This window comes from Enterococcus sp. AZ194 (genome assembly GCF_051713825.1).
GTDB lineage: Bacteria > Bacillota > Bacilli > Lactobacillales > Enterococcaceae > Enterococcus_K.
The window spans coordinates 1,574,987-1,587,724 of sequence record NZ_JBIOQR010000001.1; the positions used below are offsets into that span (position 1 = coordinate 1,574,987).

Sequence of the window (12,738 nt, forward strand, 5' to 3'; positions counted from 1 at the left end):
AATGAGTCATTCAGAAAAGCACACCAAGAATAGTTTCAGTTTTGAGACCTGGTGTTCAGCTGAACAAACACAAGAAACAGCAACGATATCAAGTTGGTTTGAAGCAACGCATGTGAGTCGGCCTATCAAGTTTATCCGTGTGAAAAGGTCGGGAAATTCCTCAGAAAGTTTTACTATTTCTTGGAACAAACCAGAGATTGAGATTCGCTCATCATCAATGAATGGGTTATTCTATGGGTTTCTAGAAGCCCAAAAGAAAGGTGAGCGAAAAGAAGAGAAGGTTACGTATACACCTCAAATGAAAGAACGCGCACTAATGCTTGATATGGGGCGAAAGTTTTATACAAAAGAATGGCTGTTTTCTTTAATTGAACAGATGAGTCGGTTAAAACTAAATACACTCCAACTGCACTTTTCTGACAACGAAGGGTTTCGTATTGAATCAGAAAGTTATCCTGAAATTGTCTCAGAACACTATTTAACGAAACAGGAAATCCGAGAAATTATCTTCCATGCTAACAAACACTACATCCAAATTATTCCAGAATTGGATACGCCCGGACATTTAAAGAATTTTTTGAGTAAATACCCGCAATGGCGTCTAAATAGAGTCGGTGAACCGAATGAATATTTGGATCATCGTGCATTAGATATCACAAATCCTAAAGCAATTTCGGCGATTGATCGACTACTGTATGAATACTTTGATTTATTCAAAGAAAGTCGTTATTTCCATATTGGTGCAGATGAATTCATTGATTTTGATTCATTTCATGAATACCCATCATTGCAGACGGCAGCTAAGAAAAAATATGGCGAAAAGGCAACTGGAATTGAATTATATATCGAGTATACAAATCAGCTGATTAAAAAAACGGCCACGGCAGGTTTTAGTCCACGTGTATGGAGTGATGGGTTTTTACGGAAAAATCAATCATCAATCGTTCCCCTTTCAAAAGAGGTTCAGATTACTTTTTGGACTCGCTGGAATCAAAACATGGCGAGTGTGTCTGAGTATATTAAAGAAGGGTACGAAGTCTTAAACTTTAATGATAACTATTTCTATTTTGTCCTTGGAGAAGCAGCGGGTTATATCTACCCAACTGCTGAAAAAATTAACAAAGAGTGGCAGCCTACTTTGTTTGCCCAAAATCAGTGGGTTACAGAGGAAGAGCTTGCTAAGGTTGTCGGTAGTTCGTTTGCTGTTTGGGCAGATCGACCGGAAGCTTTAAGTCAAAATCAAGTAATGGAAAAACTACTTGCACCATTAGAAGCCTATGCAGAAAAATTATGGATAAACGAGGGATACGAATGTTAGAAAGAGAACGAATTCAACGAATGAATCAAGAGTTGAAACAGCGAGAGATTATAGAAAAAATCCCCTTGATGAACTTAACATTAAAAAGTGGGGATCAGCTGATTGAGTATCAGTCCGGCCAATATTTTGGTGAAAAGAATGGTTATTATACGATCATTGGAGAATTAGTGATTCCAGATGACTGGCAACAATCGGAGCTTAGTTTGGGAATCTATTCCTCTGAAACTGAATGGGATAATGCCACAAATCCACAGTTGACTTTGTTTCTTGATGATGAGTTGATCCAAGCCCTTGACGTGAATCATAGAGAGGCGATTTTACCAAAAATGCTCATCGAAAAAAAGAAGCTTGCCTTTCGTTTAGAGGTTTTTAGTGGACGAGAAGAAAAACAGTTCCCTTTGTTCATCCAACTTCAAAAAATTGATCGCCCCACGCGGAACTGTTATTACGACTTTTTTGTTGCGTTGGAAAGTTGGCGCTCAATCATAGGGGAAACGGCGAATGAGTTAATCTATGAAGCCGCTTTGCATCAAGCAGCGCAGTTCCTTGATTTTCGAACCCCGTATTCTGAAGATTATTATGAAGGAATCTCAAAAGCAAGTAACTATCTGAAAGAGCAGTTGTATGAAAGAGAAGATTTTCAAAGTATCGCAACCGTTTTAGCAGTAGGTCATACGCATATTGATATTGCTTGGTTATGGACGGTTCAACAAGCAATCGAAAAAGGACAGCGTAGCTTTTCAACGGTCCTAAAGCTGATGGAAGAATATCCTGATTATACGTTTATTCAAAGTCAGCCACAAATGTATCAATTTATTAAAGAACAATATCCAACCTTGTACGAGGAGATAAAGAAAAAAATTGACGAGAAGCGTTGGGAACCAGAAGGCGCGATGTGGGTAGAGGCTGACTGTAACCTAACATCAGGCGAGTCTTTAGTCCGACAAATTGTCCATGGAAAACAGTTTATCCAAGAAGAATTTGGTCGAGAAAGCCAAGTTTTATGGTTACCTGATGTGTTTGGTTATTCAGGAGCATTGCCACAAATCTTAAAAAAAACAAACACGCCGTATTTTATGACGACAAAACTTTCATGGAATCAGTTCAATCAAATTCCCTTTGATACGTTTTATTGGCAAGGGATTGATGGTAGCGAGGTGCTTACACATTTTATTACAACAGTCAGCGAAGGCTACAGTCCAACGCCTTACTATACAACCTACAATGGTTTGTTAGATCCATACTCTGTCAAAGGCAGCTGGACGCGTTATCAACAGAAAAAAATTAATAATGAAGTCCTGGTAGCTTACGGATATGGCGATGGTGGAGGCGGACCGACAAGAGAGATGTTAGAAGTCGCAACACGTCTCAAAAATGGACTACCAGGAATTCCTAAAGTTCAGCCCGGTTTTCCAAAAGATTATTTTAATCGTCTGGAAAAAAGATTGGAAACAGAACAGGTACCGCGTTGGCGAGGCGAACTCTATTTTGAGTATCATCGAGGAACCTATACGTCGATTGCCAAAAACAAAAAAAATAATCGTGAGGTTGAGACACTTCTTCAATCTGTCGAAAAGTTGTACACACAATATGGATTGGCTGATTATCCAAAAGAGCAGTTAGATGTGATGTGGAAAAAAACACTATTAAATCAGTTTCATGATACACTGCCCGGTAGCTCCATCAAAGAAGTCTATGATCAAACAGATTTGGAGTATCGTCAGACGCGCGAATTAGCCGAAGAACTGATTCAAGAGTTGTTATGTAATGAAGAAGCTGAAACAAATACTTGGATGGTTTACAATCCATTAGGAAAAACGCGCAATCTCTTAGTAAAAATCCCATTGGCTTCCAATGAACAACTGACTATCAATGGGCAAGCTGTCTGTCAACAGACAACTTCAACAGGCGAGACACTCATTTATCTTCCAGAAGTTCCTGCGATGAGCGCACAACTTGTCACTAAGGTACAACAGATAGACGAGAAGAATAAACAAGAGCCTATGCAAGAGCTGCTCGAGTATCCAAAAGATAAGTATTTTGAAACAAACTTTTATCAATTGAGATTTAATGAGTCATTTGAAATTGTTTCTTTATTAGATAAAAAAAGTCAAAGAGAAATCGTTCCACTAGGTGAAGTTTTGAATCGATTAATGGCTTATGAAGATTTGCCACTGAATTTTGATGCATGGGATATCGATATCTATTACCAAGAGAAGAGTTGGCCAGTTGATTCAGTTGACACAATTGAACTGGTTGAGACAGGCGCTATTCGTGAAACGATTAAAGTCACGCGTAAATTTGAAGCCTCACTGATTGAACAACGGATTCATTTTTATAAAAATAATCCCCGCATCGATTTTGAAACCACTGTCGATTGGCATCAGCAACATGTTCTATTGAAAGCCCAGTTTCCAATCAACGTCAATACGTTAAAAGCAACATTTGATATTCAGTTTGGAAATGTTGAACGTCCGATTCATACAAATACTTCGTGGGATCAAGCTAGATTTGAGGTTTGCGGACAGAGATGGGTCGATTTATCGGAAGGAAATTACGGCGTTAGTGTCATGAGCGATAGTAAGTACGGCTTTAATGTTGGTTATAAACAAATTGGTATTACGTTGATTAAATCAGCAACGGATCCAAATCCTGAAGCAGATCAAGGTTTACACCAATTCACTTATTCGATTTTACCACATTCAGGTAGTTGGAAAGAAGCGCAGACAGTCGAAGAAGCTTTGGATTTAAATACGCCAACCATTGTCCATCATATCGCAGCATCTAAAGAAGCCGAATTAAGTGAAACCTGGTGTACCTACGATGAGAAAAATATTCTACTCGATACTATGAAACGTTCTGAAAAAGGACAAGAAATCATTATTCGAATGTATGAATTTCATAACAATGATACAGTTGCGACCCTATCACTAAACCAAAAGATTCAACGCGTTGTTCTTTGTGATCTATTAGAAAACGAACTACAGGAGCTGTCCATTCATGACGGCCAAGTATCTGTTCATTTTCAGCCCTATGAGATTCAGACAATAAAATTTTTTATATAACGAGGAGTGAGTAGAAATATGAATGTCGAACAATTGCTTCAGCAAATGACACTCAAAGAAAAGGTTGGGCAACTAAATCAGCGACTTTATGGTTGGGAAGTCTACGAAAAAAAAGAGGGGAAAATTCACTTAACTGAAAAGTTTAAACAAGAGGTCAGCCGATGGGGATCGATTGGCTGTATCTACGGCATCTTTCGTTCAGATCCTTGGTCAGGTAAAAATAGGCAAACAGGATTATCTGTTAAAGAAGCAATAGAGGTCAGCCGTCTTGTTCAAGCTTATCTGAATGAGAATACACGCCTAAAGATTCCCACTTTTCTTTCAGAAGAATGTCCACATGGGCATCAAGCCTTGGATTCTTTAACCACGCCTGCCAATTATTCAGTTGGCATGAGTTGGAATCCAACACTTTATCAACGTGTACAAGAAATCGTCGCTCGAGAAATTAGAGCAAAAGGTGCCCACCTTGGTTTAATCTCTTCGTTAGATGTTTCAAGAGATCCACGCTGGGGACGAACAGAGGAGTGTTTTAGTGAAGATCCATTTCTCACTAGTCAATATACAGCAGCGGCTTTACACGGTTTACAAAATACCACAGATAAACAAATTGATAAAAATCATGTATTAGCTGTATTGAAACATTTCGCAGCTCAGGGTTCTGGGATGGGCGGGCATAATTCGGGGCCTGTAGCAATTGGTCAACGAGAGTTCCGCGAAATTCACTTGCCACCTATGATTACCGGCATAAAACATGGCGCACAGATGACCATGGCCGCCTATAATGATATTGATGGCCTTCTTTGTCACGGGAATAAGTACTTATTAACTGACCTTTTAAGAGAAGAACTTGGGTTTACTGGTGCGGTAATGGCAGACGGCTGTGCCTTAGATCGTTTAGTTGAAGTCTCTGAAGACCCAGTAGAAGCGGCCATTTGGGGGATTACGAGTGGCGTCGACTTAAGTCTTTGGGATGAAGTTTACCCTTATTTAGAGGAAGCAGTAACAAGCGGCCGCCTCGCTGAATCGGTTCTTGATCAAGCCGTTTTGAGAATTCTTAGCTTAAAGAATAAAATGGGCTTATTTGAAAATGCCACACCGGCTGTCACCGATTTTTCTGCATCTGAAAAAAAGCAAGCCTCAGTAGCTTTAGCAAAGGAAGCCATCGTTTTACTAAAAAATGAGAACAAACAATTACCTTTAGACAAAGAATCTCTAACCAAACTGGCTGTTATCGGTCCCAATGCCAATCAGCTTTATAACCAATTAGGCGATTATACTCCGTTTAAAAATGAAGAGGATTGTTTCACTATTCTAAAAGGAATTCAAGAAAAATGCCAAGCTTTAGAAATCACAGTTGGTTATGAAAAAGGATCAGAAATCGCTACTGCAATAGAAGGTGGAATTGAAGCTGCAATCTCTGTAGGAAAAAAAGCAGACAAAATTATCGTTGTTTTGGGTGGCTCAAGCGCTCGTGATTTTACAACGGCTTTTGATTCAAATGGTGCTGCAATTTCTGGCTCTACTGAGATGACTAGTGGCGAGAATATTGACGTCGCAGATTTACGAATCCCAGAAGCTCAGGTAAAGCTAGTCAAAAAATTAAGTAAATTAGGCAAACCCATGGTCGGGTTATTGATTCAAGGACGTCCGCATATTTTGACCGATATTGAACCCTATTTTGATAGCTTATTGGTTGTCGGCTATCCCGGAGAACATGGAGGACAAGCTGTGGCTTCGATTCTTTTTGATGAATCTCCTTCAGGTAAACTAGCTATGTCTATTCCTAAAGATAATGGACAGTTGCCTGCTTATTATAATTACCGCGAAGTCGCCTTTAAAAAAGATTATGTCGACTGTTCAGGGAGTCCACAGTTTCCATTTGGTTATGGATTGTCTTATAGCACGTTTGAAGTAACTAATCTAGCTATAACTGTTGAAGAGGTACAAACGACAACTAGTGGAAACAAACAGGTACTTATTTCAGGTATATTAAAAAACACTGGAGATTATCCAGGTGCTGAAGTCATCCAAGTTTACCTGAAAAGTCACCAAAAGCGGGTCGTTACTCGAGTAAAGGAACTGAGAGGGTTCAAAAAAATCTACCTCGAACCAAACGAAAGTCAATCCTTTACAATTAAACTAACCGCCTCCGAGTTAGTCGAATTAGATGAACAGTTAATCTATCAAACAATTGATGAGTGTACCTTGTTTGTTGAAGCCACAGGGACAAAATTTGAACAAAGACTGACACTATGAATCATTGAGAGAAGGTTTAGGGAATTTGTTATTTTAATGAATTTTCTAGGCCTTTTTTTTGCGATTAGATTACTTGGAACCCAAGGATCTATCCGTTCTTGAATAAGAGAGAAACTATACTTATGCGAGGTAGCGAGGAGTCTTCAAAGTATCTGTTCTTTTCATTATTTCGCATTAATTTTATAAAAAAACGTGCGTTTCAAATAGTCAAAAAATTAAATAACTGTTATAATTATAAACGCTAGGGTATTTATTCTAATATAGGAGGGTTTAAATGAAAAAGTTTACAAAAATTGGCCTTGTCTTAGCTTTATTATCTAGCTCGTTCTCGCCAATTGTTACGCAAGCTATCGAGCAATCAACGCATACATATGAATCAGCTAATTTGACACAAAATCTAGAAGATGAGTCATCTATTGCTGACCAAGAAGCGAATCAAGAGCCAGCAGAATCAGTAGAATCACAAGAAACGACTGATTTACCAACGGAGGCAACAACTGAAACCGAAGTACCAACTGAAGAGACAACAGTTGAATCATCTACCGAAACAACAGAAAGTAGTACCCAACCTGGGGCAACCACTAACAATGATCTGCAAAAAACACATGAAACAACAGAGGGTATTGAGAAAAACTCTGCACAGTTGGGCGATGAAGGAACACCGATTAAAGCCGATAGTTATGTCACGGTTACTGAGAAAAACTTTGAACTGTGGAAAGATTTCGGTTGGACGCCTGTTGAAAAGAAAGAACAATACTTTCAAAAAACATTTCATGTAAAAGAATATTTTGTGCATAAAAATGGCAAAAAATATTTTGCTCTTTACAATAATAAAGATATTTTTATTGGGTATATCGAAGAAAGCCACGTAACTTTAGGTAAAAACTTGGGTGGTGCTCCGGTTAAAGAAGAAAAATATGTGACTGTGACGAACGGAAGCCATGTCGTTTGGTCGAGCTTGCTCTATGATGCAAGAAAAGGGCAGTCTAGTTCGTTATTAAATAAAACTTATTTAGCAAAAGAGTCTTATACACATTTTGATGGATATAAATATTATTCCTTATACGATAAAAAAGGGAACTGGTACGGGTATCTGAACACTGTAGCAGTTACAGAAGGTAAAGGGATTTACGGAGCACCTATCAAAACGAATGAATATGTGACTGTGACAAATGGAAGTCATGTTGTTTGGTCTAGTTTGCTTTATGATGCCAGAAAAGGACGGTCTAGTTCGTTATTGAATAAAACCTACCTAGCCAAAGAGTTCTATACGCATTTTGATGGTATCAAATATTACTCTTTATATGATAAAAAGGGGAACTGGTATGGTTACTTAAATAGTGTGGCGGTCACAAAAGGAACGGGTGCTTATGGCGCGTTGATTAAAACCAATGAATATGTCACGGTAACCAATGGGAGTCATGTCGTTTGGAATCAACTTTATGGATCGAAAAAAGGCAATTCCAAGGCATTACTCAATAAAACATATTTGGCAAAAGGCTATTACACGCATTATGATGGTATCAAATATTATTCTCTATTTGATAAAAAGGGCAAATGGTATGGTTACCTGAATAGTGTAGCGGTCACAAAAGGAACGGGTGCTTATGGCGCGTTAATTAAAACCAATGAATACGTCACGGTAACCAATGGGAGTCACGTCGTTTGGAGCCAACTTTATGGGACAAAAAAAGGCAAATCTAGTGCTTTACAAAATAAGACTTATCTAGCAAAAGGGTACTACACGCATTACGATGGCATAAAATACTATTCTCTATTTGATAAAAAAGGTAAATGGTACGGCTATCTAAATAGTGTTGCCGTAAAAAAAGGCAATGGTCAGGCTGGAGCATTAATCCCAACATCAAAATATGTCACTGTAACAAATCCAAATCATGTTGTTTGGAACAGTTTTTACAGCTCGAAAAAGGGCATGTCTAAAGCCCTACTAAATAAAAATTATCAAGTTAAGGGATACTACGCGCATTATGATGGCTATACTTACTATTCATTATATGATCAAAGTGGTCGCTGGGCAGGTTATCTAAATAAAGCAGCTGTTCGTGACAAAAAAACGGCGGCTTCTTACATGGGAACCTCCCGAGCGAAGATAGTCAATGAACTAAGTCAACATCAAAATGACCGGTTTTATTTAGGAACACCTTATAAAGGGTTAGGCGCAAGCGGCTATTCTAATGCGGAACGTTTTATGGTTCCAAGAGGTGCACCAAATAAATATGGCGTGGGTATGAACTGTACAGGATTTGTTGCTTATGTTGTGAAGAAAAGTGGGGCAAATATGAAGAGTATCACGAATGTGGCTAATGCTTATGGTGGAATAGCCAATGCATATAACTGGCGAGATGCTCTCACTAAAAATACGATGCATTATTCGTTCAACTCTGTTAGTGATCTTTTGAAGAGTGGAAAAGCAAAAAAAGGCGACATCATTTACTTTGAGGCAGACTTCAGAAAGCCGAATCCTGATTGTCATATTGCTTTCTTCTGGGGAAATACACCTTCAGAAAACAAAACATGGCATCAAGTTGGGCGTGGAAACATCATTTCAAATATTTTCTCAGGTACACCTTATTCAAAAGTTTATTTAATTCCTTTAGACTAGAAGAAAAGATGGTGGACATCAGGTGAGGTACAAAATCACTAGGTGTCCGCTTTTTTATTTTCGCGAGTTCTTTCTATAGAACTAACACCTTTTGACTACTTGAAGGGCTTTCAAAGTACATATTATTCCTAAAATGTAGAACTAGCTTTGCAGATAAAAATTTACTATTATATATCTATCATCAATTATTCAAGCTTCGTTATTAACAGGAATTGATTATTTTTTCAATTTATCGAAACGTCTGAAAAAAATTTATCTAGACGAGAAGTTACAAAGGAGAGACTTGGCACATGGAATGATATTTCTGAGAGATAATAGGTCTTTAGACCCCATCGTGTCATTTTAGATGACTTCTTGTTCAACTCTCACCACGAATAACGCTAGAAAATTGCCAATTAGAGCCTTATGAAGCATTCGTAGTGAAAGTTTCCTAAATTAAGATAAAAATGGCACATTCTCTTTTTGAATGTGTTATTTTTATTATAGGAAGAAGGGAGTTAAGTGGTATGGAAATTCTAATTATCATTGAAGAAGAAAAACTTGCACGTAGTAGCTTTTTATATAGTAAACTTGATCAAACCAAAACATTGGTTCAATTTTCACCAGAATTCTCACTAGCTGATGAAACGTTAGGAGCAATCTACGAAAAAGAGGGACTTATAGGGATACGACAGCTGTTCGAACAGAAATTTAGTTGGCATTTGGACGGTTATGTACGAATCAAACTGGACGACTTACTTTATGCGGTTGAAAAAATTATGCCTGAAGGGCTTCAATTTGAGGGAACCGTGTTACCAGTCAGTGAATTAAAACAGAGACTGTCGTATCAAATTGATGAGGAAGGAAATTTTTCTGTCTTCCAGCAGCAACGAGCGCTTTTAAAATCAATCGTTAAGACGATAGGGAAAAAGCAGAATATATTTAAACTGCCACATTATTTGACTATTTTGTCTAAGGTTAGTGAAACCAATCTAAACAATGGTCAGTTTCTTGCGCTTTTGAAAAATTTTGCGAGTTTACAGGATGTACGGTCAACGAAAGTTATTATTCCGCTAGCGAACACCTATGAAGTTCAAGTGAAGGAAAATCAACGAGTTGTAAAAATGATCGATTGTAAGAGTAATATAGATTTCCTTCAAAAGCTCACAAAAGATTCATAAATTCTTGTTAAACTGTAAAAAATGTATAGAGATAAAGGATTGTGAGAGTATGAAAACAATATGGCTTCAACGACTAATAAAATGGACCACCTCTTATCAAAAATTCATGCGTGGTCGCTATGGACAATTCGATTCCTTAAACAAAACTTTACTTGTTATTACTTTACTTGGATTGCTTCTAAATCCGTGGCTTCCATTTCAACTGGGAAGAATTCTTTCAATCATCATGCTCGTTCTAGTATATGGCCGATTTTTCTCTAAAAAAATCTATCCTAGAAGTAATGAAAATCAAGCCTATCTTCGAAAAGTAGCGAAAATCAAAGGCTTCTTTTCCAAACAAAAGCAGACGGTCTCTGATAAACGGACCTATACGATTTTCAGCTGCCCTAATTGTCAACAAAAGCTTCGTGCACCTAAAGGGAAAGGCCTAATTCGAGTGACTTGTTCCAAGTGTCACCAAAGCTTTGAGAAAAAGGTTTAGTTCAGGTAAGTGATGATTGGACTTTGTGAGAGAGAGGAAAACTAACCTCATTTCAAGAGCAATCTAAGTGACCAAAGCAGAAGGGATGTTCTATAACACGAACAATAAAAAATGAATCAATCATTATGTTCACTTTTCTTAGGAGAGTGAACTTTTTTTATGTTATAATTAGAAAAAGATTAGAGGAGGAAAAGAAATGCGTGCTATTTTAACTGTAGTGGGAAAAGACAAAATTGGGATTGTCGCTGGCGTAAGTCAAGAATTAGCTAGTTTACAGCTCAATATTTTAGATGTTTCACAAACGATTATGGAGGATTATTTTACAATGATGATGGTGCTTTCTTTGGAAAAGACGACTCTTTCATTTGAAAAAATTCGTGAGCGTCTGAATAGCTTGGGTGAATCACTAGGTGTAACGATTCAAATTCAAAACGAAGAAATTTTTAATACCATGCATAAATTATAGAAAGGGGCAGGCTTAATGGAAACGAATCAAATTTTAGAAACGATCCGAATGATTGAAGAAGAACATTTGGACATTCGTACAATTACAATGGGTATTTCTCTTTTAGATTGTATTGATAGCGATAGTCAGAAGGCGTGTCAAAAAATTTATGATAAAATTACTCGTTTAGCAAAAAATTTAGTCTCTGTTGGTGAACAAATTGAGGCAGAATATGGGATTCCTATTATCAATAAACGAATTTCTGTGACTCCTATTGCATTGATTGCAGCAGCGAGTGAGGAAACGGACTATGTGATGTATGCGAAAACTTTGGATAAAGCGGCTAAAGCGGTGGGCGTGAACTTTATTGGTGGGTTTAGTGCACTTGTCGAAAAAGGCTATCAGCAGGGTGATGAAATTTTGATTGATTCGATTCCACGTGCGTTAGCAGAAACAAATTTTGTGTGTTCTTCTGTGAACATTGGTTCCACTCGTTCAGGAATTAATATGGATGCAGTTGGACATATGGGTCGTATCATCAAAGAAACGGCCGAACAATCGGATATGGGCTGCGCAAAACTAGTCGTATTTGCGAATGCAGTGGAAGATAATCCTTTTATGGCTGGGGCCTTTCATGGTGTTGGAGAAGCGGATTGCGTGATTAACGTGGGAGTCAGTGGTCCTGGTGTAGTCAAACGCGCGTTAGAAAAAGTCAAAGGAGAACCGTTTGACGTGGTTGCTGAAGTGGTGAAACAAACGGCATTCAAAATTACTCGGATGGGCCAAATGGTTGGGCGAATTGCCTCTGAGCGATTGGGTGTTGCGTTTGGAATAGTTGATTTATCCTTAGCGCCAACGCCAGCTGTTGGTGATAGTGTCGCATACATATTGGAAGAAATGGGGCTTGAGTCAGTCGGAACTCATGGCACAACGGCTGCTTTGGCTCTTTTAAATGATGCGGTCAAAAAAGGCGGTGTCATGGCTTGTAATCACGTCGGTGGATTGTCAGGTGCGTTTATCCCAGTTTCTGAAGATGCGGGAATGATTGAGGCCGTGAATAATGGCGCTTTAAATTTGGAAAAACTTGAAGCGATGACTGCGATTTGTTCCGTTGGTTTAGATATGATCGCGATTCCTGGAGAGACACCAGCTGAAACGATTGCAGCGATGATTGCAGATGAAGCAGCAATTGGTGTGATTAATCATAAAACGACGGCCGTAAGAATTATTCCCGCTAAAGACACAAATGTAGGAGATATGGTAGAATTTGGAGGGCTTCTTGGTCGTGCACCGGTTATGAAAGTGAATGACTATGGATCAGAAGCGTTCATTTTACGTGGAGGGCGGATACCTGCACCTATCCACTCGTTCAAAAATTAGGGGGAATTTT

The 12,738-nt window shown here is 38.3% G+C and carries 8 protein-coding genes; all 8 read left to right on the plus strand.

The window, feature by feature from the left end; translation table 11 throughout:
• Position 1: 1 nt before the first annotated feature.
• A complete protein-coding gene (locus IGI37_RS07370) occupies positions 2-1,318 on the plus strand; it encodes a family 20 glycosylhydrolase (protein ID WP_438760954.1) in 1,317 nt (438 codons plus the stop codon).
• Entirely contained in the window at positions 1,312-4,383 is a 3,072-nt protein-coding gene (locus tag IGI37_RS07375) for an alpha-mannosidase (RefSeq protein ID WP_438760955.1), read from the plus strand. Before IGI37_RS07370 ends, IGI37_RS07375 begins: the two co-directional genes overlap by 7 nt.
• Positions 4,384-4,401: 18 nt before the next feature.
• Positions 4,402-6,639 carry a glycoside hydrolase family 3 N-terminal domain-containing protein gene (locus IGI37_RS07380; RefSeq protein WP_438760956.1) on the plus strand — a complete coding sequence of 746 codons (2,238 nt, stop codon included), beginning with the start codon at positions 4,402-4,404 and terminating at the stop codon, positions 6,637-6,639.
• 274 nt (positions 6,640-6,913) lie between these two features.
• Complete coding sequence (locus IGI37_RS07385) at positions 6,914-9,262, plus strand: hypothetical protein (protein WP_438760957.1); 2,349 nt, start codon at positions 6,914-6,916, stop codon at positions 9,260-9,262.
• A 506-nt stretch (positions 9,263-9,768) separates the two neighbouring features.
• Positions 9,769-10,422, plus strand: coding sequence for a hypothetical protein (locus tag IGI37_RS07390; RefSeq protein WP_438760958.1), 654 nt, complete (start codon positions 9,769-9,771; stop codon positions 10,420-10,422).
• Positions 10,423-10,471: 49 nt separating this feature from the next.
• A complete protein-coding gene (locus IGI37_RS07395; RefSeq protein ID WP_438760959.1) occupies positions 10,472-10,903 on the plus strand; it encodes a hypothetical protein in 432 nt (143 codons plus the stop codon).
• A 196-nt stretch (positions 10,904-11,099) separates the two neighbouring features.
• On the plus strand, positions 11,100-11,369 hold the full coding sequence (locus IGI37_RS07400; protein WP_438760960.1) for an ACT domain-containing protein: 270 nt from the start codon (positions 11,100-11,102) through the stop codon (positions 11,367-11,369).
• 15 nt (positions 11,370-11,384) lie between these two features.
• Positions 11,385-12,728, plus strand: a complete 1,344-nt coding sequence (locus tag IGI37_RS07405) for a PFL family protein (RefSeq protein ID WP_438760961.1) — start codon at positions 11,385-11,387, stop codon at positions 12,726-12,728.
• Positions 12,729-12,738 lie beyond the last annotated feature (10 nt).

Excerpts from the sequence above, each read along its gene's own strand:
- IGI37_RS07370 (WP_438760954.1), top strand. The coding sequence starts at position 2 with ATGAGTCATTCAGAAAAGCACACCAAGAATAGTTTCAGTTTTGAGACC.
- IGI37_RS07375 (WP_438760955.1), top strand. The coding sequence starts at position 1,312 with ATGTTAGAAAGAGAACGAATTCAACGAATGAATCAAGAGTTGAAACAG.
- IGI37_RS07380 (WP_438760956.1), top strand. The coding sequence starts at position 4,402 with ATGAATGTCGAACAATTGCTTCAGCAAATGACACTCAAAGAAAAGGTT.
- IGI37_RS07385 (WP_438760957.1), top strand. The coding sequence starts at position 6,914 with ATGAAAAAGTTTACAAAAATTGGCCTTGTCTTAGCTTTATTATCTAGC.
- IGI37_RS07390 (WP_438760958.1), top strand. The coding sequence starts at position 9,769 with ATGGAAATTCTAATTATCATTGAAGAAGAAAAACTTGCACGTAGTAGC.
- IGI37_RS07395 (WP_438760959.1), top strand. The coding sequence starts at position 10,472 with ATGAAAACAATATGGCTTCAACGACTAATAAAATGGACCACCTCTTAT.
- IGI37_RS07400 (WP_438760960.1), top strand. The coding sequence starts at position 11,100 with ATGCGTGCTATTTTAACTGTAGTGGGAAAAGACAAAATTGGGATTGTC.
- IGI37_RS07405 (WP_438760961.1), top strand. The coding sequence starts at position 11,385 with ATGGAAACGAATCAAATTTTAGAAACGATCCGAATGATTGAAGAAGAA.